Genomic DNA, 26,942 nt, shown 5'->3' on the forward strand with positions numbered 1-26,942 from the left:
ACCGATTTTGTCAGCTTAAATTATTTATACGTTATTTTTGTACTTGTGCTTGTGCTTATGCTTGTCCTGCATCATCAAGTTCAGATGTTTTACCTGCCCATTGTGCATTCAAACCAAACACCACTTTATTTACTATTAATGCAAAAGCCACACATACAATCAGTGTAATTGGCATTAAGTGAATGTAATGAATATCAGTATGTAGTGGTGAGCTTGCAAATGTAAGCATGCCGTACATTACAACACCTAAAATTACTGCTGCAATACCCGCACGTGCATCAACATTTTTAAACAATAATCCCACTACAAAAATAGAGAATATAGGCATACTTAGTAAGCCATTTAATTGCTGTAGTAAGTTAATAATACTATCTGCTTGCTGATAAATTGGTACAAGTACCAGTGTTAAGCTTGTTAGTAGCAATGTTACGTAACCACTTAGCTTTACAACACTTGGCTCTTTATTAAAATATGCTTCGTGAATGTCACATACATACAATGCGGTTGCTGAGTTTAATAAGCTGTTGTAAGTAGACAGTACTGCTGCAGCCATTGCCGCTGCAAATACACCGGTTAACCATGCTGGCATTACATCACCCACAATTCGACCATAAGCGGCGTCGCCAATATCACCATAAAGCTTAAACGAAATAATACCCGGTAATACCACGATTGCAGGGACGATTAAAAAGCGAATACCCGCTGCTGCAAATATACCTTTTTGCGCTTCTTTAACATTAGGCGCTGCCATTGCTCGCTGCGTAATTGTTTGGTTAGTACCCCAGTAATACATTTGAATGAAGATCATACCGGTTAAAAGTGTTGGCCAAGGAATAGGTGAATCAGCATCGCCAATTAATGTTAAACGTTCTTCTGGAATACCCGTAAAGTCATAATCAATTGCATTAAGTGCTAAAAACACCACTAAAACAGCCATACCGAGTACAAGTATACCGTTGTAAGTATCCGATACTGCAACTGCACGCAGACCACCAAAGAAGGCATAAACAGCACCAAGAATGGCAAAGGCGGTGGCAATATACATAAGCGGAATATCAACTTTAAACATGGTTTGCATAAACAGCGCACCAGAGTAGATTACCGCTGGCATATAAATAAGTGCATTACCTAAAAAGAACAACCCACCAATAACAGCGCGAATATGCTTGTTGTTATAGCGCTTTTCTAAAAGCTCTGTGGTGGTTGTACAGTTGTATTTGTAATAAACAGGGATGAATACTTTGGCTAAAATAATCAACCCTATAATAGCGGCAAGCTCCCACCAAACAAGCAAAGCCATTTGGTTACCATTCATACCTACAAGTTGGTCAGTACTTAAATTAGTTAATGTGATTGAACCTGCAACAAACATCCAAGTAAGGCCACCGCCCGCTAAAAAATACTCTTTGGTTTGGCTTTGTCCGTTATTACGATTTTGGCCTCGGCATTTCCAATAAGTAAGGCCACCAATTAAAGCGGTGACAAAAACAAAAACCACCAGCTGTAAAATGTTATCTGACATGTGTGTGTCTCCTGCGCGTTATGCGCAATGTCTGGGTAATAAAAAATGCACGCTACAGCGCGTGCGCATCTCGACTTAGTTCTAACTTAATCTGCTTTAAAGGCATAAGTTCGGGACGTTGGTTGTGCAGCTTTACCAATGCATTTAACTGAAACAGTGAAATGAGCATGCTGTTAAGCACACTTAAGTAACCCTGCTTTTGTAGTTCTGCAATGGTATTGCTATCTAATGTTTGCAGTTTGTCTTCATCAACGGTGCTCAAACCTTGAATGGTTTGGGTTTCGCCTTGTTCAAACTGCAATACAATATCTATGTTTTTAATGAGTCCTAAACGCGCAACTTCTTGGGTAAATTGATACGTTTGGTAATCATTTTTTAAATCGCTTTCTAACAACTTTTGCTGTGCACTTAAAAATAAACTTGGGTTACCTTTAGCATCAAATAGTGACTCACCCTGCTCGGTGTTTACGGCTAAGCTTTGCTCATCAATCGCAATAAAATAATCGCTACTATTTGCTTCTCGAGTCATTAAGTAAAGCGGCTGGGTTTGCATGCATACCGGAGTGTAAAGTGCCTGCCATTGGTTGTTATTTACCAATAGACTTTGCCCAGCACTAAAGCTTGTTAACGCTGATACTGTATAGCTGCCATTTTGTGCGTTACGTGCTAAAAAAACAGGTAAATCGCAGGCTGCTTTTGCTATTTCATTTGCTCTTAAATTAACTAAATGCTGTGTTTTTGCGTATTCAACAGCGGCATTGGGGTTAATTTTTAATGTTTGGTGTTTGGTGTTTACTAGTTCACTAATAGCCATAGTTACACATCCTTAAACTGGGTTAGCTGCTAACCACTGCTCTATAAAAGCACGGTGCGGTGGTAAAGTTTGCAACATCTGCTGTGTAAGCTGGCTGTTACGTTCTATTATTTGTTTAGCTTGCGCGTCTTGTGAATACAAATACGCTTGTTTAGTAAAGTCAGGCTTAAAGCCCATACCGTACAAAACATACTGATAGCTGGCGGCTGGAAATAACTCTAATGCGCCATGAAAATCTTGAATAAGCGGGCCACGGCTTCCCCAAAGAAGTAAGTCTTCTTGCAGGGTTTCTGGAATAGTATCAGGCTGTACATGTGCTTGCCAGTAAGGTTCTGGGCGCTTGGTTAGCATGTAATGTAGCTTTAAAAAGTCGATAATACGCTGCCAACGATAATCCATCTGCTCATTAAAGCGCTTAGCTACAATAGGCATTACTTGGGTATCTGCTGGCATATGTTCAGCAACAAAGCGTGCTGAAATTTCAACAAGCATAATGGCGGTAGCTTCAAGCGGCTCTACAAACCCTGCCGACATACCAATGGCAACACAGTTTTTATGCCAAAACTTCTCACGGTATCCTGATTCAAAGTTGATTTTACGGGCAGTTAAACCGTTTGCTGCATCTCCTAAATAGTCTCTTAGGTTTTGCTCTGCTTCATCGTCTGATAAAAATTTGCTTGAATAAACATGCCCTACACCTCGGCGGTGCGTTAAACCAATATCCCAAATCCATCCAGCGTTTTGCGCTGTTGCTATGGTGTGGCTCGCCAAAGACTCATCGTTTTCATCGTAAGGAACTTGCATAGCCAATGCGCTGTCGTTAAATAGCACGTGGTCCATTTTTTTAAACGGTACGTTAAGCGCTTGGCCTAATAACAATGATGAAAAGCCAGTACAGTCTATGTATAAGTCGGCATTTATGGTGCGGGTTTGATCTTTTAGAGTAAGCTCATTTATTGCACCATCGTCATCAAGCTTTACCTGATCAACAGTACCAATAATATGATCTACACCAAGCTTACTTTTACAATGCTGTTTAAGCATTTCGGCAAAAGCGCCGGCATCTAAGTGATAAGCGTAATTACAATTACCTTGATATTCACCTTGCGCTATACCTCTTGGGGCTAAGCTTGCTTCGCAAATATCATGTTGAAAATTTGTTTGCTGTGCAAAGTCTTCAACATTATCTAAATAAGGGGCTAAATCTATACGGCCGTAGCCTAGTGGTACAGTAAATGGATGGTAGTAAAAGTCATTATTGCCATGAGTCCAATTTACAAACTTTCCACCTTGTTTAAAAGTGGCATTACAGGCTTTAAACACGTCAACTTCACGTAAACCAATTTGCTGAAGCGTGTTTTTCATCGTGGGCCAGGTACCTTCACCTACGCCAATTGTTGGAATGTCTGACGATTCAACCAATATCACTTTTAAGCCGTCACCATTTTGACCTTGGTGATACGAAGCTATAATTGCAGCGCTCAGCCATCCTGCTGTACCACCGCCAACTACCGCTACTGTTTTTATTGCTTTATTCATAATGGACTACTCTTTGAGTATTTTTGATAACGTTTTATACAACAAATGCCCGTTAGGGCATTTTGATTTAATGTAGTTTCATTTTAGCCAATTAGGTTAACTAACATACATTACTGCTAAATCAACCTAATTGGTATTAGCACCAAAGTGCTGCAATGAAACAAGAGGCGAGAAATTCGCCTCAAGCATTAATTAAAACGATCCGCGAATACCAAACGCGTAACGTGAGCCATTATCTTCAACCGAATAGATTTGGTTAGCAAAACGACCCGTTTGTACTAACTCTTCTTCAGTGATGTTGATGCCTTCAGCAAAAATAGTGAAGTTTTCGTTAATATCGTAGCTTGCACTAATATCCCACTGACCGTAAGTTTCTACGTTCACTGGTTCACCGTTAAAACCATTATCAACTAAGCGTAAAAAACCTTCACGGTTGTTAAATGCAACACGTGCTTGCCAGTTATCTTGCTCATAAAATAATATTAAGTTTTGTGAATCGCCTAAACCTTCAAGTGCAAATGTTTGTGTGGTGTCTGCACCTACGCTAATGTCACTATCTACGACAGTCGCATTGGCTATAATACCAAAGCCATTTTCAAATATGTGCGTCACACCTACTTCGTAGCCAGTTACTTTAGCTGACTCACCATTTTGAGGGCGAGTTACTGTGTATATTTCTGAGCTACCATTAAGCTCATCATCTGCTTGACCTGTACAAGTGGTACACGCAAAACCAGGACCTGAGCGGTCAGCCATTTCAAATGTTTCTTCACCTGTTAGCGTAACAATAAAGTCATCGACTTCTTTACTAAATACTGCAAAGCTAAATAAGTTAGCGTCGTTGTAGTACCACTCGTAAGAAATATCCCAGTTTTCTGACTGGAATGGCTTAAGTGCAGGGTTACCACCATTTGCTGTTAAGTTTTGACGGCGTGGCTCGTTAAATGTAGTAGCAGGAGATAATTGAGACATCGTTGGACGAGTAATACTGTCGTACGTTGCAAAACGTAAAATCATATTGTCTTGCAGCTCTAACTTAACATTCAAAGATGGTAGTAAGTTTGAGTAGCTAGTGCCCTGTTCAATGTTCGTTGCTGGGCCAAATACGTTAGCAAATAATGTTGCATCAGTTGTTGGCACTACATCGCTAATAAAGCTTTGTACTGCAGCTACTTCAATATCAGTTTCTGAGTAACGTGCACCTAAATTAACAGTTACTGGCATATCAGCTAGGTCAAAACCAAGCGTAAAGTCCATGTATAAGCTAGTGATATCTTCGTTAATTGTGTAACGGTTATTTTGTAGTGTTGGCTCTACTGGGAAACCTTGATCGGCTAGGTAATCAAGCATTTTATCACCGTCGTAGGTGTAGAATGTATCGATTAAGCCTGGGAAGTAGTTGCTTGCTTGGTAAGCTTCAAAATCAATTGCATCAAGTGGTGCTTCAGTACCGTAACCACAGAACTGACATTGGGTACCATAAACTTGGAAGCTTGATTTTTCACGCTCTTGACGATAAGCACCAAAGTTAATGCGATCTACTGGGCCTTTATCTGGCACGTATTCAAAATCAGCTTTTACTTCAGTAATTTCATCTTCATCAGTAAACTGTAGACCCACTTCGTTATAGTGAAGGCGGGCAAGGCTTGGATCTGGCAATGAACCATTTTCAAAGCCATCATGCTGTACAGTAGGAATACTGCCTGTACCGTCAAAAGTATAACTATTAATAATACCGACAACGTTAAAGCGGTCAGTACCTGCACGGTCATTTTCAGCTGTTGAGCGAGATACATCAAACTTTGCTTTTAATGAATCATTTACTTGCCAATCAACGTTAATACCAAATGCTTTATTAGTTACATCACGTGAGTTACGTGTATGTGATACAAAGTCACTTGCAGGGTCGCCACTTGGCGCACCTAAACCAACGTCTTGAGAGAAAGTTAAAAGAGTACCTGTTTCTGGATCAATCGTTGCGCTACCTACGCGGTCTGGTTCAAACCAAGATGCTAAATCGCGCACTGTTGAATCAACTTCAAATTTTGAAATCATACCATCAACAGTAATCGTAACATCGTCAGATGGTGCGTATTGCAATACTAAACTTGCGTTTGTACGTTCACGGTCTTGCTCATCAACTACTTGGTCCCAGTTACGAGGAATGTATGCATTTTCAAACAATACACCATCTGTTGGGTTAGAAATTGTTTGGCCACCGCGCCAACCTGCCGTTAAAATTTGGTTATTTTGAAGTTTACGTTGTTGATTAGTGATGGCAAAAAGAACGCCTAACTTATCATCGTTAAACGTATTACTTATTAAGAATGATGTTGATGGAGATACTTCTTCAGAAAGGCTTTCATACATACCTTTAACTGAACCTAAAATATGTAAACCACCAAAGTCAAAAGGACGTGCTGTAGTTACGTTAACCGTACCACCAATGCCACCTTCTTGAAGTGTGGCTGTATTACTTTTATAAATATCAGCACCGGTAATTTGATCAGCGGCTAATACATCAAAGTTGAATTCACGACCAGCACTGTCTGTCGCAATTTGACGACCATTAACAAGTACAGTATTAAATTGTGGACCAAAACCACGAATAGTTACCGCTTGGCCTTCACCACCACTACGGTCAATTGCTACACCTGTAATACGTTGCAGAGATTCTGCTACGTTTAAATCAGGAAATTTACCAAGATCTTCTGCTTTAATCCCGTCTGTAACAACATTAGATGCTTTTTTATCTAACATTGATGAACGTAAGCTGCTGCGGATACCCGTTACTGCGATAACTTCAACATCTTCATTTACTACTGTAGGCGTATTGCCTTCAGCGCCTTGAGCTGCAACGTTTCCGCTTGCCAATATGCCTGTGATAGCAATACTGATCGCGGTTTTCTTGTTGAACGATAACTTATTGTTAATTATCATTTTTTAAAAACTCCTGATTGTGTGTAGTCGTTGTGTCGTTGTGGTAGTGCATATAGTTTCAAATACTATTTATATTATAAATACTTTAAACCAGCAAAAAGTGCAACCTTTTCCTGCATTATGGATAGCATTTAATCACTGTATTTTTGCTTTTAATTTTCTTTAAATTAACATTAGAATGCTGTATTCACTCAGAAAAAGAGTAAATAATAACCTGTTCGTAATCCTCTCCCGGCAATAAATTAGCTTTTGGAAAATTTTCACGATTTGGCGCATCTGGCCAATTTTGCGCTTCAAAACACAAAGCTTGTCGTGCTTTAAAAGGCGCACCTACAAAGTTAGCGGTGTATAACTGCATACCTGGCTGAGTGCTTTTGAGCGTTAAATTAACCTTCGTGTGTGGCGAGGTTAATGTAGCCATTGTCTTTAAACTGCTGTCATCATTAAAAATATAGCAGTGATCGAAGCCATTTCCAGCTTCTAACTGAGGATGAACAGCGCTTAAGGCCTTACCAACTTGAGCTGGCTTGGTAAAGTCAAAGCAGGTACCGGTGACTGATGCAGATTCATTAAGTGGAATACTAGTTGTATCAATAGGAAGATAGTAATTGGCATTAACTTGAACAAGGTGCTCATTAATTGATTCGCTGCCATCAAGATTAAAGTAGCAATGGTTAGTAAAGTTAACGAGCGTTTCTTTATTGGTTAGCGCTTTAAAGTGCAGAGTAAGCTCGCCGTTTTTAGCGCTAATCGTTTGCCAAACCTGCAACTCACCGGGGAAACCTTGTTCGCCGTCGGGCGAGCAATAATAAAGTTCAACTTCACTTTCAGTTTGTTTGGTTACTTGCCAAAGTACTTTATTAAAGCCTTTAACGCCGCCGTGCAGGCTATTAGGGCCGTTATTTGCTTCTAGTTGATACTGCGTACCAGATAAGTTAAAACGACCCTTTGCAATGCGATTAGCGTATCGACCTACTGTAGCGCCAAGATAAAATGGGTTTTCAAGATAGTATTGAGGATCATCGACGCTAAGCGTCATTTCTTGTTTTTTAAATTTAATGCTTTTTATGATTGCGCCAAATGGCAAAATTTCAGCTGTTAAGTTTTGACCATCACTGAGCTGAATAACTTGTAAAGGTTGGTTATTGGCAATAGATGTCACACGTATTCTCCAATCAAATTACCGAATTAACATTTCCTGTTATAACGGCGCAACAATATATAATATAAATAGTATATAACTGAAGCCTGTAACTCAATCTAAATACGTTAAAATTTCTCGACAAAAATCACAGCTGCCATCATATATTTACAATAATCCAGCTCAGTATGGGCTTATGTAAAATATAAGCCTCGTAAGGTTAACTGCTTTGGCATATATGCTCGTTAAGCGCTGCTTTTTCGTCGATGCTAAGTGCTTGCTTTGATTTAGCAATAAAGTCGTACCTCACCATAATGGCCTTACCTATTGCGCAGCATTTATCGTGTTGCCACGCTTCTTGTCTCAGCGTAAAAGAGCTAGTGCCTATATGCTCTACAGACGTTTTAACTGTTACCTCATGGCCGTAAAATAATTCACCGACAAATGATACTTCAACTTTGGCGATAATCAATTTCCAATCGTGTGGATTTAAATCTGGCGTAAAAAACTTAAAAATAGGTCCACGTGCGACTTCAAACCATACTGGGAGTACGGTATTGTTAATGTGTCCGAGTGCATCTGTTTCGCTAAAGCGCGGCATCACTTTTTCAATAAACATAAAAATCCAATAATAATTATATAAAGGTAAACCATGACGGACTTTATACGCGTTGTTGATAACGCATTAAGCGATGAATTTTGCGATCAATTTATTACCATATTTGCGCAAAGCCCGCATGTAAAACAAGGGGTAACATCGGGCGGTGTCGACTTAAAGAAAAAAGACAGCCACGACCTACACCTAAACAATCACCCCGAATATGCACAACAATTAAAACACATACAACAAACGACTGCACAGCATGTTTTTAAGTATGTTGAGGAGCATATTTTTATGCTGATTGGGGCATTTGGTTTAAAGGTCTATCACCCAAAAACAGGTGACGTAGTCGATTTAACCCAAGAGAATTTTGAAGAAGTAGGCAAACCGCAATTACCTTTGCTAGTTCAGCAAATTTTTAGACTCGGTAATATTCAAGCGCAAAAATATGAAGTAAACAAAGGTGGCTACCCTTACTGGCACAGTGAGGTTTATCCGCAGCTACAGCACAATGAAGCTTTGCATCGCGTGTTGTTATTTATGTTTTACTTAAACGATGTAGAAGAAGGTGGTGAAACAGAGTTCTATTATCAAAATCGCAAAATAGCCCCAAAAAAAGGCACTATGGTAATAGCCCCAGGCTACTTTACACATACTCATAGAGGTAATAAGCCAGTATCAAACGATAAATATATTTTAACCTCGTGGGTACTGTTTAACCGCGCAGAACAAATATACGGTGCGCCAAAGAGTTAGCGCACCAAAACTTACATGATTAACCGAGTAGTTCATCAAATAAGTCAAATAGCTTATCAAGTTCAGCAATCGTGTTGTAATGCATACAACCAATGCGCACTACACCGCCTTTATCAAGCACACCTAATTGCTTACACAAACCTTGTGCGTAAAAATTACCATCCCACACGCAAATATGCTGCTTACCTAAAAATTCAGACACTTCACGTGGCTCAAGCCCTTCAAACGTTAAAGCAAAAGTAGGTGTGCGCTCGTTTAAGCGATCAAAGTCATCAATACCAAATAATTTAATACGCGGATAATTTACCAAACGCGTTAAAAAGTGCTCACTAAGGGCCATTTCGTGCTGTTTAGTTTTAGCAAAGGCAATACTTAGCTTTTCGCGGCGTGAATGGCTGTCGTCAAGTTCGCTAATTGCTGCAATGTAATCAACTGCCGCAATAAAACCAGCCATAGCTTCAAAGCTTTGTGTGCCGGTTTCCCAGCGTCCTGGCGCTACGTCTTTAGCGGGTTCTACTTTATAAGGTGTAAACCCGTCTAAATGCTCTTTTTTACCGTAAACCATACCTAAGTGCGGACCAAAAAACTTATACGCAGAACACGCTAAAAAGTCGCAATCAAGTGCTTGTACGTCTACTAGTTCGTGTGGTGCGTAATGTACCGCATCAACATAAACAAGTGCGCCTACAGCGTGAGCAAGCTCTACTATACGTTTGATATTGTTAATTGAACCAGTGGTATTTGAAGCGTAAGTTACCGCTACAAGCTTAGTATTGCTGTTTAATAAGCTCTCAAATTGCGCCATGTCTAAGCTACAATCAGCTTCGTTAATAAGTGCGGTGTTAACTTTAACGCCTTTATCTTCAGCTGCTTGTTGCCACGACGACACGTTTGAGAAGTGATCAGCATTGGTTACAATTATTTCATCGCCAGCCTGCCAGTCACGTGAAATAGCACGGCTAAAACTAAACGTAAGGCTGGTCATGTTTGGACCAAACACAATTTGTTGTGAGCTAGGCGCATTTAGTAAATCAGCGGCTGCTTGGCGCGCATTCGCCATCAATTCAACGGTTTTATCGCTTGAGAAAAACGCGCCACCTAGGTTCGAATTATAATGACCTAAATAAGCGGTCATCGCATTAAGCACCGATGTGGGTACTTGCGAGCCACCTGGTCCGTCTAAAAATATTGGCGATTTACCATCAACGTTTTGCATCAATGCAGGAAACTGCTCACGTAATTGCGTTATGTTCATGCTTATTCCTTAAGACGTTAATACAAAGCAATCCAGGTAACCTGGTTTGCTAGCATCAATTTTGTTCATCGGTGTTGCGTTATGCCACACTTGACGGTCATTTATTAATGCAAACATGCCGTCTTTTATTTCCATTTTAAAACACGGTTCAGCTTGCTTGTTTTCATATACAAGTAGCTCGCCGCCTTCTAAATTTTCGTGAGAAACACCGCATATACATACATGGTCAAAACCATCTTGATGCACGCCTTCTGGCGCTGCAGGTGTATCGCTATCAATGGCAAGCATACGGAATTGATGGATTTCAATATCACGTTCTTCATCAATACCGGTAAGTTGGCGAAACTCATTCACAATGCTTTTCATGCCTTCTGACTCAAGTAAACTTTGCGCTAGGTTTTCGTAAGTACGCTCTACATTACCCTGAAAAGTATTAATTGAATCGTCTTGAACAAATGCTTTGGTTTGTTGTAACTTTATTTCACCATTTTGCATTTTAACTACTGAGTAACGACGTTTACGAAAGGCACCATCTGCATAAGGATTAGCAGGCAGGTTATCAAAAGAAGGCTTAACCAAATCAATATTTGCTTGGTTAACAAAACGTAGTTGCAGTAAATTCTGGTTGTTTAATGCTGTCATAAAATCTCGCCTAAAATAATGAGAATATTGGTGAGGATTTTAATGCATATAGAAAGGAATTTTTGCTTTATTATTTATATTTAAATCAATTATTAGCTAAATTCAATGTAATAAACCATAAAATAGAGCATTAACTATCTAATATTTATTTTAGCCAATAAAAAACCCGCCGAAGCGGGTTTTTAAACAAACTCTAAAAATTATACAGCTTGTTGAATAATCACGTTGTCTGCTTTTTTAGTGTAAGCAGGCATACGGTGGAAGTTCAAGTAACGGTATGTATCTGACGCCGTTGCATTGATCTTCGCTGCATATTCTTGGTACTCGGCAGATGTTGGTAATCTACCTAAAATAGCGGCTACTGCAGCAAGCTCAGATGATGCTAAGAATACATTAGCGCCATTACCTAAACGGTTAGGGAAGTTACGTGTAGAAGTAGATACTACAGTCGCTTTATCTGCAACACGTGCTTGGTTACCCATACACAGTGAACAACCTGGAGTTTCGATACGTGCGCCAACACGACCAAAGATACCGTAGTAACCTTCTTCCGTAAGTTGGTCTTTGTCCATCTTAGTAGGTGGAGCAACCCAAAGTTGAGTTGGAAGTTGTCCTTTAAAGCCATCAAGCAACTTACCAGCAGCACGGAAGTGACCAATGTTAGTCATACAAGAACCGATGAATACTTCATCAATTTTCTCGCCAGCAACATCAGAAAGAAGACGCGCATCATCTGGGTCATTTGGAGCACAAAGAACAGGTTCTTTAATCTCAGCTAAATCAATTTCAACGATATGCTTATACTCTGCATCAGCGTCAGCTTCCATTAGTTCTGGGTTAGCTAACCAATCTTGCATTGCAGTAATACGACGTTCAATCGTACGTACATCGCCGTAACCTTCAGAGATCATCCACTTAAGCATAACAATGTTAGACTCAAGGTACTCAGAAATAGACTCTTTAGAAAGTTTAACTGTACAACCAGCAGCAGAACGCTCTGCAGATGCATCTGATAATTCAAATGCTTGCTCAACAGTAAGGTGCTCAACGCCTTCAATTTCTAGTACGCGACCAGAGAATTCGTTAATTTTACCTTTTTTCTCAACTGTTAATAAACCTTGCTTGATACCGTAGTAAGGGATTGCATGAACAAGGTCACGTAACGTGATACCTGGTTGCATTTCGCCTTTAAAACGAACCAAAATAGATTCTGGCATATCAAGTGGCATAACACCCGTTGCTGCTGCGAATGCTACTGCACCCGAACCTGCTGGGAATGAAATACCTAATGGAAAACGTGTATGTGAATCACCACCAGTACCTACGGTATCTGGTAATAACATACGGTTTAACCACGAGTGAATAATACCATCGCCTGGACGAAGTGAAACACCGCCACGGTTCATGATGAAATCAGGAAGCGTATGGTGAGTGCTTACATCGATAGGCTTAGGATAAGCTGATGTATGACAGAAAGACTGCATTGTTAAATCTGCAGAGAAACCTAAACATGCTAGATCTTTAAGTTCATCACGTGTCATAGGACCTGTTGTATCTTGCGAACCAACAGTTGTCATTTTAGGCTCACAGTATTGACCAGGGCGAATACCTGCAACGTTACATGCTTTACCAACCATTTTTTGCGCTAGTGTGAAGCCTTTATCAGAAACTTCTGTTGCTGTTGGTACTTTAAATGTATCAGTTGCACCTAAGCCTAGTGATGTACGCGCTTTATCAGTTAAACCACGACCGATAATTAGTGGAATACGACCACCAGCACGAACTTCATCTAAAATCACATCAGATTTAAGCTCAAAAGTAGAAATCACTTTATCAGTACCATGTTGCTTAACAACACCTTCGTACGGATAAATGTCGATTTGCTCACCCATGTTAAGCTCATCAACATTTAATTCGATTGGTAATGCGCCTGAATCTTCCATTGTGTTAAAGAAGATTGGAGCAATTTTATTACCTAAACATACACCGCCAACACGCTTGTTTGGTACGAACGGGATATCATCGCCCATAAACCAAAGTACAGAGTTAGTTGCAGACTTACGAGAAGAACCCGTACCCACAACATCACCTACGTAAGCAAGTGGTAAACCTTTCGTTTTTAATTCTTCAAGCTGAGTAATTGGACCAACTTCGCCCGCTTTATCAGGTGTAATACCGTCACGTTCAATTTTTAGCATTGCTAAAGCATGAAGTGGGATATCTGGACGAGACCATGCATCTGGTGCAGGTGACAAGTCATCAGTATTTGTTTCGCCAGTTACTTTAAATACAGTCACTGAGATCTTTTCAGCAACAGCTGGTTTATTAGTAAACCATTCTGCATTTGCCCAAGACTCGATAATTTGCTTAGCGAATGTGTTACCCGCTTTTGCTTTTTCTTCTACATCGTAGAACGCATCAAACATAAGTAATGTATTTGAAAGGCCTTTAACTACGATTGGTGCAAGTGTTTCGTCATCAAGTAGGTCAATCATTGGTGCGATATTGTAACCGCCCAACATTGTACCTAATAATTCTGCCGCTTTTTCTTTAGAAACAAGTGGAGAATTAGTTTCACCTTTAGCTACAGCTGCTAAGAAGCCCGCTTTAATGTAAGCAGCATCATCAACACCTGCTGGTATACGCTGAATGAACAAATCTAAAATGAATTCTTCTTCACCTGCAGGTGGAGTTTTGATTAATTCAATAAGATCAGCAGTTTGCTGAGCATCTAATGGCGCTGGTACGATACCTAACGCGGCACGTTCTTCTACGTGTTTACGATATTCTTGTAGCACAATATTGCCCTCTTGGTGACGTGAAAGTATCCGGTAGCGCTTCAAGCGCAAATAAGTTACCCAATACTTATAGTATTCTAACGCGTAATTATAAAGCTTTTATGGATAGATGAAAATCCATCCAGTTACGCAACTGATTATACCGATTATAAATACTATGAATAGTGGTTGTAGTAAAAACTATTTTCATGAATACTTGTTAAGTAAGAATCATTACCATTAACCAATATTAATTTATTACAGGCATAAAAAAACCCAGCACTTGGCTGGGTTTTTATTACAAACTATTTAATTAACGTAAAACTTTAACGTTTTTGATAGTTTTGATATGCGCTTCTACACGACGGTTCTCTGCGTTTGCAGCTTTAGTGTTTGCATCATTTTTAAGACGCTCTTCACCTAAACCAACTGTAGTAATACGGTCTTTAGCAATGCCATCAGAAACTAATTGCTTAGCTACTGCATCAGCACGTTTTTTAGATAACCATTTGTTGTAAGTTGCTTTACCTACAGAAGAAGTGTGACCTTCTAAAAGTACTGTTGTATCTGGGTACTCTTTTAAGAATGCAGATACTTTTTCAATATCGTTTAAGTACTGAGTAGATACTGCTGAAGCATTGTTAGGGAAAGTCACTAATAAGCTTACAGTTACTTCTTTATCTTCATATAAAGTACAACCAGTGCCATCAACTGCATCAGTCATAGGCGTGTTAGCACACTTATCATCTGCATCAGGAATGTTGTCGTTGTCGCTATCTGTAGGAGCTACAGCTACTTCAATTACCTTAGGCTCTGGAGCTGGTTTAACTGGCTCTACAGGAGCTGAATTTTGGCCAAATAAGTAGTTAATACCAATTTTAGCGCCTACATCTGTGTAACCACGGTCAAGACCTTGGTATACAGCTGTTTCAGCATTTACAAATAAGCCATCTGTAATGAAATGTTGGTAACCAACACCTGCATTTAAGAATGTGTTGTCATCTACTACGTCCATTTCTTTAATACCGAAAAGACCGTAGAAAGGACCACCATTTAAATGGTAAAGAGCATCAATACCGTAACGCTCGCCATCAATACTGTTGCGGTTGCCAGCAACTTTATCAAAAGCATTAAAATCCATATCTGCATATTCAAGACGTGCGCTCCAGTAATCACTGAAACGGTAACCGGCTTCAACACCCCAGCCAGTTGATTCATTTACGTCAAGACCAGCTTGAGCACGCATGTTTTTCCAAGATGCGTCATAGTAGTCGCCAAATGCGCCAATGTAGAAACCTTCTTCTTTATCAGCAGCGAATGTAGATGCGCTAGTTGCAGCCAACGCGATTGCAATTGTAAGTGATTTTAATTTCATTGTTTTCTTCCCATTTGAACAATTTTAAATTGTAGCTAATCGATACTAGCTCAATCAGTTTTATATAGACTAACTGAGCCTTTGTTAATCAATACTTAACGAAAAATAAAGTTTATAACTTTTTTCTATGCCCAGTCACAACACACATCCACTTACTATAGGCGAAATTAAAACTTTATTGAAAAATAAATATAGTAGTTTTTTGTAAATTAGTACTTAGCAAGGAATGTAAGAGCAATTAAATTAAATGCACTTATAAATGTAAATGCAAAGAAACATTGCTTGGCTTTAATTCGGCGCATAATACCACCAGAATTAACATTCCCCTAGATATATGCGCATGTTTGATTAAAAAATGACTCTTTTTAATCATGTGGTTATATTTAAAGTTAAGAGTTAAGTACCACAAAAAGTCTGGTAATCATTATCATTTATCGGTGCAGCCTGAAACTCTGATAGCTTTTCATCATCAGAATACGGATTTCCCACTATTTTCATAAAGCGCTCTAGTAACTCACTAGACCCTGCAGCATTATACTCTGCAATTATTTTTTCGATCATATGGTTACGAGGAATTACACGAGGATTTGCCGCTCTCATTACTTCATAACTATTATTGTCAGTTAAGTTTACCCACTTAGCTCTCCATTTGATTAGCGACTCTGGTACTACTGTTTCTCCCTTTAAGGATTCAGTAAGTGCATCAAAGGTATTGGTGTAGTCGAGCTGGTTATCTTTTAATAGCGTTAATAACTCTGCAATTAACTCACTTCCGCTTGCATTTTTTGCACTCAAGCCCAGTTTTTTCTCCCACATAGCCGTAAACTCAGTATTAAACTGCTCAGCAAAACTATTAATAAATGGCGTCATTAACGAAACAGCTTGCTCGTCATCATCACTAATAAGCGGTATTAAGCTCTCAGCTAAGCGTGCGCAGTTCCAGTTAGCTATATTAGGTTGATTACCAAAGGCATAACGACCTTGTTTATCGATAGAGCTAAACACGGTGTCAAAATCAAAATTATTCATCATGGCGCAGGGGCCGTAATCAATGGTTTCTCCACTTACTAGCGTATTATCGGTATTCATTACTCCATGAATAAAACCAACACGCATCCAACTAACCACTAATTCAACTTGGCTTTTAATTACAGCGCCTAAAAAGACTAAATAACGTTGTGGCCCTATATCTGTTATTTCTGGATAATGACGCTCTATAGCTAAATCAGCTAAATTTTTAAGCCCTTCAACATCGCCTTGCGTCGCTAAATATTGAAATGAACCAACACGAATGTGGCTACTTGCTAAACGAGTCACTATTGCACCTGCTTGTGGCGGATTACGATAAACCGTTTCACCACTGCCAACGACGGCTAAACATCGGGTGGTTTTAACACCCAGTGCATGCATTGCTTCGCTCATTACGTATTCACGAATAGCAGGACCAAGTGCACAGCGCCCATCTCCCCCTCTTGAGTAAGGAGTAGCACCAGAGCCCTTTAATTGAATATCCCACAGCTCGTTTTTATCATCATTAATAGCGCCCAATAAATGTGCTCGCCCATCGCCTAAACGCGGCGAAAAATGCCCAAATTGGTGCCCAGAGTAACCAAGTGCTACTGCAGGAATCGCCTGTTTTTCGTTACCGCTAAAAGTGCTAGCACGCAAATCAGCTGCAACGTTAATATTAAACTCTTTTGCTAAGCTCTCGTTCCACAGCAATAACTGAGGAGAGGCAACACTTGCAGGAAAATCTTCTATCGCAAAGTTTTCCGTAATGTCTGTGTATCTTGGCACTAATTTCATGGTAATTCCTATTATTGCTGACTTATACCAACACGGTTGTCACCAACGCCATAAGCAACAATTAAACTTAACTCTTGCATACTTAAGCCGCTTTGCTTTTGCATTTCATTAAAAAAAGCTTGGGCAGCACTCAGTGATTTTTTAGTTTGTAAGCCGCCGTCTATAATTTTATGAGCACGTAAGTAATTCTCTACATCGCGTGATAGTAAAAAGGTATCTTTACCAAGTGCTCGTAGCGCATAAGGTCCTGTATTTCCGCCTAAACGCGAACCATGTTTTTTTAAATACGCCCATAAACCAATAATATCGTCTGCTGGCCAATTAGCGACAAACTGGCTAAAACTGCCATGTTCCCCTGCTATTTCGTGGATCATGTAAGCATTTTCGGTAATTGTTTTTACTTTTTTATAGTTACGAACGATTCGCTCATCCGTTGCTTTTTGTTCCAGCATATCAGGTGGCATCATTAATAACTTATCAACGCTAAAATTCCAAAAAACGGCTCTAAAGCCTGGCCACTTATTATTAATGACTGACCAATAAAAGCCGCTTTGAAATACTTTTCGAGTAAATTCCTCAAGCCAATCGTCGTCACTTAACGTGCTTAGTTGTTTTTTAGATAGCGGTTTTGCAAGTAATAACTTAAGCATTTTTTCGGAGCCTTTTCGCTCTACCGCTCGCTTATAAATATCGCTAAATTTTTCCATACTAATTAAATACCTCACTACTTATATTGCTAGTGTACGAGAAAAGCACCCAATACGTAACCACTCCCATTATGGATGAATGAATATGCATTTAGTCGCTTGACACCTAGACGGCTAAAATGCTTTAATCGCCGTAATTACCCTATTTAAATTGCACAGGTTTGTAAGTTTTTACTCTACAAACAGGTGTAAAGGGCTAGAAGAGGTGCGTTATTCAGGTAGCGTATGTTAGGAGCGCAAACTCCAGTGAGCATACGTGAGGGGAATTAACGCCGAGAAGTAACCACTTTTGCGAGGTGTTTATTTCGGGCGACTAGGTTGAACCCTAGCGACTGTCACCAATAGCTGCTTATAAAAGCAGCTTATTAGTTTGGTGGAGAGCTTCTGATCTTAAATATTAAGGCCGTGCGCCCTATTATTTTAAGCCCATTCGCTCTTCGAATTATTAGTTCGAACGACGTTAATGCGGCTCCTTCCATAAAGCTTTTTAACTCTTCGAATAATACCAATTGCATTAAATTAGTTATCGCTAAAATGATCACGTTTTTAATAAAGTTGGTACAAATTATAAGTTCGTGAGAGATGATCAACAACTTCAATTTAAACGACTACTCATTGTGGACCGCGCTCGTAACGCCATTTGATCAACACGGCGATGTTGACTACAACACGTTAACTAAACTGGTTAGCGATCAAGAAGCGGCACATAACGGTATTTTACTACTTGGCAGTACGGGCGAAGGTTTAGCACTCACGCTAAAAGAGCAACAAGCCATTGTTGAACACGTATGCCAACTAAAACCAGCAGTACCACTCATGGTTGCTGTGGGCGGTAGTAACTTAAAGCAACAAATTGAGTGGGTTAACTACTGTAATACACTCCCAATTCATAGCTTTTTACTTGGCTCACCGCTTTATGCAAAGCCTGGCGCTATAGGTCAAACTCATTGGTTTGAAAGCCTACTTAATGCAAGTGTTCACCCGTGTATGCTTTATAACGTACCGGGTCGAAGTGCTGTTAGCATTCCAACGGCAACAATTCAAAACTTACAAAATAATAAAAATTTATGGGCACTAAAAGAAGCGAGCGGCAGCATTGCTCAGTTTGAAGCTTATCGCCAAGCAGCGCCTAATTTAGCTATTTTTAGTGGCGACGATGCGCTAATGCCATATTTTGCCCAAGCCGGTGCAAAAGGTTTAGTGTCGGTAGCTGCAAATGCATGGCCCGCACAAACTCACGAGTTTGTTAAACGCAGCTTAAGTGGTCAACACCCTAATTTATTTGCCCAGTGGTCAAGCGCTATTAATAGCCTATTTGCTGTTGCAAACCCTATTCCCGTAAAGGTATTGATGCATTTGCAAGGTCGCTTAAGCAGCCCGCAACTTCGTCCACCTTTAACACACCTTGAGTTAACTCAAACCGATTGCATCACAACTGCAAACAACACCATTTTATCTTGGCATTAAATACAGGTTTTTATAATGAGCTGGTTAGAACTATTAAATAATTTAGAATCGGGCGCAGTACGCGCAGCATCACAAAACGAAAGCGGCCAATGGCAAGCTAACGTAGAAGTAAAACAAGGCATTTTGGATGCCTTCAAAAATGGCACTAATACTGAGTTTGCAGGTGGTTTTGTTGATAAACATAACTTAGCTCCGCAAGAATTTAGTACTGACGATGGCGTACGTATGGTGCCGGGTGGCTCTAGTGTTCGCCGTGGTGCTTATGTTGCTAAAGGCACGATTATTATGCCACCAGCGTATGTAAACATTGGTGCATACATCGACGAAGGCACAATGGTAGATAGCCACGCATTAGTTGGCTCGTGTGCACAAGTAGGTAAAAACGTACATTTAAGTGCTGCAGTGCAGCTTGGTGGTGTACTTGAGCCAATTGGTGCAAGCCCAGTAGTTGTAGAAGACGACGCCTTTATTGGCGCTGGCTGTATTATTGTTGAAGGCGTAGTCATTAAAAAAGGCGCAGTACTTGCCCCTGGCGTGCGTTTATCAGCGACTATTCCGGTGTATGACTGCGTAAACGAGCGACAACTAGATAAAGGCGAGCCTATTCCTGAATATGCCATTGTAATACCAGGCTCTCGCCCTGCGTCAAACGAATGGGCGCGCGAGCAAGGCCTAAGCATGTCGTGTGCGTTAATTGTTAAATACCGCGACGAGAAAAGCGATGCATCATTATTACTTGAAGAGGTTTTACGATAATGAGCTTTTTGAGCACGCCTATCAAAACTGCTGTAAATACAATTACACAACAGCTTGATACACCTTTTTTTGTTTACGACCTAGATCAACTAAACGCGCATCTTGCACGTTTAGTTGCGCAAACCGATGTAAAACTGTGGTACGCGGTAAAAGCAAATCCACTGTCTAAAATTATTCAAAGCTTAGACAACGCTGGTTTTAATTTTGACGTAGCAAGTAAAGGTGAGCTTGAGCAAGTGCTAGCACAAGGTATTAGCTCACAGCGCGTGCTCAACACAGGGCCTGCAAAAAGCCCTAAACAAATTAAACACTTTATTGAGCGCGGAGTACGTATATTCGTAGCCGAAAGCCTCAATCAAGTACGTTGGTTAAACCAACAAGCGCAACTACAAAATACGCAGTTACAAGTATTACTCCGAGTGCAATTACGCTGGCCTGAAGGTGAAAAAAATCCACTGGGCGGCGACAGCCTTACGCCGTTTGGTTTGGGTTGTGATGAGTGGCAAGCACTCAATGTAACCGACTACCCTGCACTTAAGTTTGACGGCTTACATATTTTTCAGTGGGGCAACATGCTTAGCACGCAAAAACTAAGCGACTTGTGGTCACAAATGATTGCACCTCTTAGCCAACTTGCCAGCGATTTAAATATTAGCCTTAAAATTCTCGATTTAGGTGGCGGCTTAGGTATTCCTTATACACAAAGCGAAACAACACTTGATTGGGATGACTTAATAGCTGCACTCGCTAAAATTAAAAATGATGCGGGCGTAGAAGAGCTATGGATGGAACTGGGCCGCTATGCCGTTGGCGAATGTGGTCATTACGCAAACCCAGTAATAGAACGCAAACAAAACTATAATCAACAGCAAGTCATTTTAAGCGGCGGTATAAACCACTTATTACGCCCTGCTGTTACCAGCCAAGATTTTCCTGCTGCGTTACTGCGTGAATCCAGTGCTAAAACTCAAGCGGTCACTTTATACGGCCCACTTTGTACAGCGCTTGATTGCTTGGGTGAACATAACTTACCAAGCGATTTAAATGAGCACGACTGGCTAGTATTTAGCCAATGCGGTGCTTACGGCTTTACCGAAAGTATGCCGTATTTTTTATGCCATGAGCTCGCCGGCGAGTACACATTGCAAAACGGTGAACTTACCTGTGTTCGCCAAGCCGAAAATGCCAGCCACTACTTAAGGTAATAAGCATGAGTAATACAACACACATCAGCCAAGAGAACATTGTAGTAGGGGAAGTTGCAAACGGCTTACCGCTTACAATTCCTGTTTATCGTTTAAAAGGCGATGGCACAGGGCCTAGTGTTTATGTTCAGGCCAATATGCATGGCGCTGAAGTACAAGGCAACGCTGTTATTTTTCAGCTACTTGAGCAATTAAAACATCTTAACCTTAGTGGCGATATTACCCTTGTACCTTATGCAAATCCGATTGGTTGTAATCAAAAATCTGGCGAGTTTACCCTTGGCAGGTTCGATCCGATTACGGGCACTAATTGGAATCGCATGTATCACTACAATAAAAATTTAGTGGCACAGTTTGCACAAAATCATACCCAGTATGACGACGCTACATTAAAAAGTAACTTCAAACAGGCGCTTATTGACGAAGTAGACAGCAAACTTAACGGCCCGGCTTATTTACTTAATACGGGTAAACGCATTGCGCTTAACTTACAAAAGCTCGCTCATCAGGCTGATATAGTACTCGATTTACACACAGGCCCTATTTCAAGCAAGCATTTGTACTGCCCAACCTATGCAACCGACAGCGCACGTTACTTTAATATTGAGCATGTATTGCTTATTCCTAGTGATTTTGACGGTGCTATGGATGAAGCTAACTTTTGCCCATGGTGGCATTTAAGTGATGCACTTAGCGAGCAAGGTCGTGAATTATCAATACCTGTAGAAGCATTTACTGTAGAGCTAGGCAGCCAAGAAAAAATAGACTTAAAAGAAGCACTAAACGATGCTAACAGCATTTTAAGTTACTTAAATCACAAAGGTGTTTTACAAAACGCACCACATACGCCAGCTAATATCACTCGCTATGCATGTAATTTAGATGACTACTTTACTTATTACGCCCCCATTGGCGGCATGGTTGAATACATAGCCCCACTTGGCGGACACATTAAAGCCGGTGAGCCTATTGCTAATATTTTACGAATGGAGCGCTACTTAAGCGAGCAACCACTGCAAACACTTACTCTCGATTGCGATGCAATTGCCATTTTGCACTTTGCCTCGGCGAGTGTTAACCAAGGCACCGAACTTTATAAGTTTTTTACTAACATATTTGAGCTTTAGCTCACCCTTCTCATTGCGTGAGAGCACATAGTTAATGTGCATTAAAAAAGCGGCCTAGGCCGCTTTTTTTCTGATCTATATTTACTTTGTATACGTATAGACCTTGTTATAAATACAAATTCAGTAAAAGTTCACCGTTACATATGTAAAAAGACGTTATAATTAAATTAACGCATACAACACAACCCGAACCCACAAGGAATTACAATGAGCTGGCGCCACTGGATCACACTTTCTGCCTTAATAAGTACAGCTACCTTCGCACAAGAAGAAGTTGCTACAAATGAGCAAGACAACGACATCGAACTTGTAAAGCAGTGTATTTTAAATGAAGTAATTGGCGGAGATGGTAAACAAACATTAGACGATCTTCGTAAAAAGTGTTCAGCTCTTGAAGAAAACAAACAACTTACCGCGCTTGATAAACGCCAAGCTCGTGAAGAAGTAGGTAAAAAAAATAGAAATGTAATTACGCCACATAAGCGTAACTATATTTTACCGCTTTCGTACGTATCACACCCAAACGATCGCCCATTTGATGGCTTTGATGCACTAACCGACGACAACGACGGTGAACCGCTCGACAACTTAGAAGCAAAATACCAGCTATCGATAAAAGTGCCTCTTTACGATGATTTTTCGGATAAAGACCAAGCCATATTTTTTGGCTTTACACTGCAATCGTATTGGCAGCTTTATAACTCAGAAATTTCTTCTCCATTTCGTGAGACCAACTACGAACCAGAGATATTTTGGATAAATTACCTCGACCCAGAAAACGTATTATGGGGCGACGAAATGGCAATTGCTTTAGGTATTTCGCATCAGTCAAATGGTCGAAGCCAACCAAACTCACGTTCGTGGAACCGTATTTATGCAGACTTTATTTGGGAAAACAGAGGCTTTGTTTTTAGCTTTAAACCTTGGTACCGAATAGCTGAGGACGAAAAAGAAGATATTTTAGAAGCCAATGGCGACGACAACCCAGACATATATAAATACATGGGTTACTTTGAGTTTAGCGGCGCGTATCGTTTTCATGACCATGAATTTAGCTTTATGACACGTAACAACTTAAATTCAGATAATCGTGGTGCAATTCAACTCGACTGGTCGTTTCCTTTATGGGGCCGCGTTCGTGGTTATGCACAATACTTTAACGGTTATGGCGAAAGCTTAATTGATTACAATGCGGATGTAGAACGTATTGGTGTAGGTATATTATTAACCGATCTGCTGTGATACTTCCCTAAGTTTTACGCACGAAAAAGCCAAGCATCGCTTGGCTTTTTTGTGTTTTGAACAGCTAAACAGTTATTTTTTTACTACAAACTGTCCTTCAAATTCGGCAACCACGTTATCACCATCGTAAATAGTTACTGGCACTACGTAACTTGCTTTACCATCGGTTTCTAAATCGCTTAACTTGCCCTTACAGGTTTGTATATCAACACAGCCACGTGGGTCAGTAGTAAGCGGTTTTAAGTACTTAATGTTAGCATCGGCTAATACAATATTACCTTCAAGCCCAGCTTCTTTAAGTGCTAAGTACGTAGCGCCCCAACCTGTTAGCGTAGCCAAGCTATAAATAGAGCCTGCAAACATGGTGTTATGTAGGTTTAAGTTAGCGTCTAGGTCGGCGCTGGTTGTAAATTGCCAATCGGTATAGCTTTCTACCTTAATACCCATCGCGTCACTAATTGGAATAGACTCACGCCACGTATTTTGTAGTACTTGCGTCCAATTTGGATGACGGAACCAGCCTGGCTCACACGGTTTTTGCTTTACCATTTTAAAGTGTTGTACATCGCCATACGCTAAGTGCGCTTTTTCTTTTAATTCGTAACCATGGCGTTTATAAAACTCAAGCGCACGTTCGCGAGTAAATAAAACCAGTTCATCAGCATTTTGTGTCCATGCTATTTTTTCAAGCTCATGTAATAAACGACTACCAATATGTTGATTACGATTCCCTTCAGCAACGGCCATGTAACGCACTTGTGCTTGCTCATGACTGTTAAAGTGCAAACGTGCTACGCCTAGTACTTCGCCTTCTTTATTTTTTATAAAGCGGTGCTCAGAGTCTTGTTCCATATCGTCTTGTTCAGAGCCACGAGGCTCGCCCCAAGGCGCGCGTAATACCTGCCAACGCAATTGGTAATACGCTTGCCAATCTTCGCTACTTTGTGGGGTGCTTACCTGAAACATACATACTCCTGTTGTTATATAAGCCGTAAATAAAAGTCAAAAAAAGGCTACGGCGCTATACTAATAGTATTGGTTATCTACCAAGCTAAAAAAATAAAATAATTAAATTGATTGGCATTATTATGGCAAATACCATACTCCATCTTAAAAAAACTGCAAATACGACTTTGGTGATGGCTGTAAAATAACGTAAAAAAATAATGACAAAGGCCATTGCGCTTTAACGTTGCTAGTTTATGCTGAGAATATGACTGAAAAAATCAATTATATAAATTCACTGACGGGTTTGCTGAGCGATCAATTTATTGAAAATAGCCACAGCATTGGTCAGTTAATCTATTGGCATAAATGCAGTGGCGATCACATTCAAGTACGTGAGCACGAGCAGTTACGCTGGTTACTTATTAACGACACTCTTCAATCTGTTATTGATTTAAATAACCCGGATTTATTACTTTTTCCACACTTATTGTACCTAGATAAGCACTGGCAAGCTCTTAAGCCGCCACAAAAAGTGTTAGAACTCGGCCTTGGCGGCGGTGCAATTCGTAATTATTTACAACACAAATACCCTAAAGCACAAATAACATCGGTTGAAAAAAACGCCGATATTATTGATTGCTATACCCAGTTTTTTTCGTCAAATAAGAATGAGCAACTGCTGTGCGCCGATGCGCAACAGATTTTAGAAAGTGTGCAAAATATTGATTGGATTATTCTAGATTTATTTAGCCAAATAGACGCGCCTCGATTTTTATTTGAAGAGGCATTTTATAAAAAAATCTACTCGGCTTTAAATAACAACGGCGTGCTATTTATTAACTTTTTATCGCAGCATGAGTCGCAATTAAAGCAACTTCAGCAGCTATTACTCGATGTATTTGGTTGTAATGTTAGCCCGCAAAAAATTACGGGCTATGTAAATCATATTGTCGTGGTAACCAAAAACTTAAACAGATAAGTTAAACGTAACGGGCCCATCGTTACACAAGCTTACTTGCATATCAGCACCAAACTCACCTGTGGCTATTGTAAGCCCCAACTCTTTAGCTTGAGCTACAAAGTATTCGTAAAGCTCGTTAGCTTGGCTTGGCGTTGCCGCAGATGAAAAACTAGGGCGCATACCCTTTTTAGTATCAGCCGCTAGCGTAAATTGCGAAACAACAAGTAACTCACCTTTAATATCTTTAAGGCTTAGGTTCATTTTGTCGTTTTCGTCAGTAAAAATACGATAATTACTTACCTTGTGTAAAAGCTTATCGGCCGTTTGTTTGTCGTCGTGTTTTTCAACGCCCAGCAACAACAATATACCTTGGCTAATTTCGCCTACCACTTGGTTGTTAATTTCTACTTTGGCATGCTTTACACGTTGTATTAAACCTTGCATTTAAACTGTGTCCTTTACTGCTGGTTCATCATCTTCTAGTTCAAGCTCTGGTGTTTCTGGAATATCATTTGGGCTAATGCACGCAGTAAATTCAGCGCCAAGCAAAACAACGACCCACGACAAATACACCCATACAAATAAAATAGGAATGGTTGCTACTGCGCCATAAATAACTTCGTACGACGGAAAATGACTAATATAAAGTGCAAACCCTTTTTTTGTCAGCTCAAATAAAAGTGCCGCAAAAAAAGCGCCAGGTATTGCCGCTCTAAACGACACCCGTGTATTAGGCACTAAGGTGTAGAGCATAATAAAGCCCACCATCGAAATTCCATACGGCAATAGCTTTAACAAAAACCCGCTAAACCCCGGAATTCCCTGATCAGCAAACGACACCAAAGATACAATATAAGAGGTAACACCAATACTGGCACCGAGCAACATAGGCCCTAAGCTCAAAACCATCCAGTACACAGCAAATGAGATCATCATTGGGCGCTTTTTCTTTATGCGCCAAATTCGGTTCAATGTGGCATCTACATTACGTATTAACAGCAAGGCTATTGCAGCTAGAAAGCCAATACCTACCGCCGTCATTTGGTTGGCATTGCCCGCAAAGGAGCTAATATGCTCTCTAATAACATCGGTAGAGGTAGGGACAAAGTTGGTAAACAAAAAGCTCTCAATTTCCATGCGAGTAGATTCAAAGCCCGGAAAGGCTGAAAATATAGCAACACCCACCGCAATTAATGGCACTAAAGAAAGAAGTGTCACGTAAGCAAGGTAACCTGCATTAACCGTTATTTGATCGTCTATACAACGATTAAAATACTGCATCCACCAACCAGGTTGCTGGCGTATAAAGGACTTAACTTGCTGTTTGTAATGTGAGAGCTTATCATTCATACAATTGACTT

The 26,942-nt window shown here is 40.2% G+C and carries 22 protein-coding genes and 1 riboswitch; of the genes, 7 read left to right on the forward strand and 15 right to left on the reverse strand.

Going from position 1 to position 26,942, the window contains the following annotated elements; genetic code table 11:
- Positions 1-55: 55 nt before the first annotated feature.
- From I6F48_RS10765 to I6F48_RS10790, 6 genes are all read right to left on the reverse strand, one after another.
- On the reverse strand, positions 56-1,522 hold the full coding sequence (locus tag I6F48_RS10765) for an SLC5 family protein (RefSeq protein ID WP_197119392.1): 1,467 nt from the start codon (positions 1,520-1,522) through the stop codon (positions 56-58).
- Between the two features lie 52 nt (positions 1,523-1,574).
- Entirely contained in the window at positions 1,575-2,336 is a 762-nt protein-coding gene (locus I6F48_RS10770; protein ID WP_165728312.1) for a SapC family protein, read from the reverse strand.
- A 12-nt stretch (positions 2,337-2,348) separates the two neighbouring features.
- Complete coding sequence (locus I6F48_RS10775) at positions 2,349-3,875, reverse strand: tryptophan halogenase family protein (RefSeq protein WP_165739435.1); 1,527 nt, start codon at positions 3,873-3,875, stop codon at positions 2,349-2,351.
- Positions 3,876-4,067: 192 nt separating this feature from the next.
- Complete coding sequence (locus I6F48_RS10780) at positions 4,068-6,815, reverse strand: TonB-dependent receptor (protein ID WP_165728314.1); 2,748 nt, start codon at positions 6,813-6,815, stop codon at positions 4,068-4,070.
- 187 nt (positions 6,816-7,002) lie between these two features.
- Entirely contained in the window at positions 7,003-7,977 is a 975-nt protein-coding gene (locus I6F48_RS10785; RefSeq protein ID WP_197119393.1) for an aldose epimerase family protein, read from the reverse strand.
- A 199-nt stretch (positions 7,978-8,176) separates the two neighbouring features.
- Entirely contained in the window at positions 8,177-8,575 is a 399-nt protein-coding gene (locus tag I6F48_RS10790; RefSeq protein WP_197119394.1) for an acyl-CoA thioesterase, read from the reverse strand.
- A gap of 33 nt (positions 8,576-8,608) precedes the next feature.
- Between I6F48_RS10790 and I6F48_RS10795 the strand changes: the two genes are divergently transcribed.
- The gene (locus I6F48_RS10795; RefSeq protein ID WP_197119395.1) at positions 8,609-9,313 is read left to right on the forward strand and encodes a 2OG-Fe(II) oxygenase; all 705 of its coding nucleotides are present in this window, start codon (positions 8,609-8,611) and stop codon (positions 9,311-9,313) included.
- Positions 9,314-9,332: 19 nt separating this feature from the next.
- Here I6F48_RS10795 and I6F48_RS10800 read toward each other — a convergent pair whose 3' ends face one another.
- From I6F48_RS10800 to I6F48_RS10825, 6 genes are all read right to left on the reverse strand, one after another.
- Positions 9,333-10,568 (reverse strand): cysteine desulfurase-like protein, encoded by a 1,236-nt coding sequence (locus tag I6F48_RS10800; protein ID WP_165728318.1) that lies wholly within the window; start codon positions 10,566-10,568, stop codon positions 9,333-9,335.
- 9 nt (positions 10,569-10,577) lie between these two features.
- The gene (locus tag I6F48_RS10805; protein WP_165728319.1) at positions 10,578-11,210 is read right to left on the reverse strand and encodes a 2OG-Fe dioxygenase family protein; all 633 of its coding nucleotides are present in this window, start codon (positions 11,208-11,210) and stop codon (positions 10,578-10,580) included.
- A gap of 200 nt (positions 11,211-11,410) precedes the next feature.
- Positions 11,411-14,008 carry a bifunctional aconitate hydratase 2/2-methylisocitrate dehydratase gene (gene acnB / locus I6F48_RS10810; protein ID WP_197119396.1) on the reverse strand — a complete coding sequence of 866 codons (2,598 nt, stop codon included), beginning with the start codon at positions 14,006-14,008 and terminating at the stop codon, positions 11,411-11,413.
- A gap of 292 nt (positions 14,009-14,300) precedes the next feature.
- Positions 14,301-15,362: an OmpA family protein gene (locus I6F48_RS10815; RefSeq protein ID WP_007579984.1), complete on the reverse strand. Its 1,062-nt coding sequence runs from the start codon at positions 15,360-15,362 to the stop codon at positions 14,301-14,303.
- A gap of 396 nt (positions 15,363-15,758) precedes the next feature.
- Positions 15,759-17,168 carry a protein adenylyltransferase SelO gene (locus tag I6F48_RS10820; RefSeq protein ID WP_197119397.1) on the reverse strand — a complete coding sequence of 470 codons (1,410 nt, stop codon included), beginning with the start codon at positions 17,166-17,168 and terminating at the stop codon, positions 15,759-15,761.
- Positions 17,169-17,179: 11 nt separating this feature from the next.
- Positions 17,180-17,875, reverse strand: coding sequence for a DNA-3-methyladenine glycosylase I (locus I6F48_RS10825; protein ID WP_197119398.1), 696 nt, complete (start codon positions 17,873-17,875; stop codon positions 17,180-17,182).
- A gap of 192 nt (positions 17,876-18,067) precedes the next feature.
- Positions 18,068-18,267, forward strand: a riboswitch (Lysine riboswitch).
- A gap of 190 nt (positions 18,268-18,457) precedes the next feature.
- On the opposite strand from I6F48_RS10825, the gene dapA reads away from it, so the two are divergent.
- The 5 genes from dapA to I6F48_RS10850 all read left to right on the forward strand — a co-directional run bounded on the left by dapA (position 18,458) and on the right by I6F48_RS10850 (position 23,672).
- On the forward strand, positions 18,458-19,342 hold the full coding sequence (gene dapA, locus I6F48_RS10830; RefSeq protein WP_007579977.1) for a 4-hydroxy-tetrahydrodipicolinate synthase: 885 nt from the start codon (positions 18,458-18,460) through the stop codon (positions 19,340-19,342).
- A 15-nt stretch (positions 19,343-19,357) separates the two neighbouring features.
- Complete coding sequence (locus tag I6F48_RS10835; protein WP_007376223.1) at positions 19,358-20,098, forward strand: 2,3,4,5-tetrahydropyridine-2,6-dicarboxylate N-succinyltransferase; 741 nt, start codon at positions 19,358-19,360, stop codon at positions 20,096-20,098.
- Positions 20,098-21,303 (forward strand): PLP-dependent decarboxylase, encoded by a 1,206-nt coding sequence (locus tag I6F48_RS10840; protein WP_197119399.1) that lies wholly within the window; start codon positions 20,098-20,100, stop codon positions 21,301-21,303. Before I6F48_RS10835 ends, I6F48_RS10840 begins: the two co-directional genes overlap by 1 nt.
- Before the next feature lie 5 nt (positions 21,304-21,308).
- Complete coding sequence (locus I6F48_RS10845; protein WP_197119400.1) at positions 21,309-22,430, forward strand: succinylglutamate desuccinylase/aspartoacylase family protein; 1,122 nt, start codon at positions 21,309-21,311, stop codon at positions 22,428-22,430.
- Positions 22,431-22,637: 207 nt separating this feature from the next.
- Positions 22,638-23,672, forward strand: a complete 1,035-nt coding sequence (locus I6F48_RS10850) for a phospholipase A (RefSeq protein ID WP_165728327.1) — start codon at positions 22,638-22,640, stop codon at positions 23,670-23,672.
- 72 nt (positions 23,673-23,744) lie between these two features.
- Here I6F48_RS10850 and I6F48_RS10855 read toward each other — a convergent pair whose 3' ends face one another.
- Positions 23,745-24,638, reverse strand: a complete 894-nt coding sequence (locus I6F48_RS10855) for a bifunctional GNAT family N-acetyltransferase/hotdog fold thioesterase (protein WP_197119401.1) — start codon at positions 24,636-24,638, stop codon at positions 23,745-23,747.
- A 247-nt stretch (positions 24,639-24,885) separates the two neighbouring features.
- On the opposite strand from I6F48_RS10855, the gene I6F48_RS10860 reads away from it, so the two are divergent.
- Positions 24,886-25,599 (forward strand): spermidine synthase, encoded by a 714-nt coding sequence (locus I6F48_RS10860; RefSeq protein WP_007582154.1) that lies wholly within the window; start codon positions 24,886-24,888, stop codon positions 25,597-25,599.
- Here I6F48_RS10860 and dtd read toward each other — a convergent pair.
- Complete coding sequence (dtd, locus tag I6F48_RS10865; protein ID WP_024589537.1) at positions 25,588-26,025, reverse strand: D-aminoacyl-tRNA deacylase; 438 nt, start codon at positions 26,023-26,025, stop codon at positions 25,588-25,590. The genes I6F48_RS10860 and dtd overlap by 12 nt on opposite strands.
- Complete coding sequence (locus I6F48_RS10870; protein ID WP_007582159.1) at positions 26,026-26,931, reverse strand: virulence factor BrkB family protein; 906 nt, start codon at positions 26,929-26,931, stop codon at positions 26,026-26,028.
- Positions 26,932-26,942: the final 11 nt, after the last annotated feature.

The sequence above is a fragment of the Pseudoalteromonas sp. SWYJ118 genome (genome assembly GCF_015864505.1).
Taxonomy (GTDB): domain Bacteria; phylum Pseudomonadota; class Gammaproteobacteria; order Enterobacterales; family Alteromonadaceae; genus Pseudoalteromonas; species Pseudoalteromonas arctica.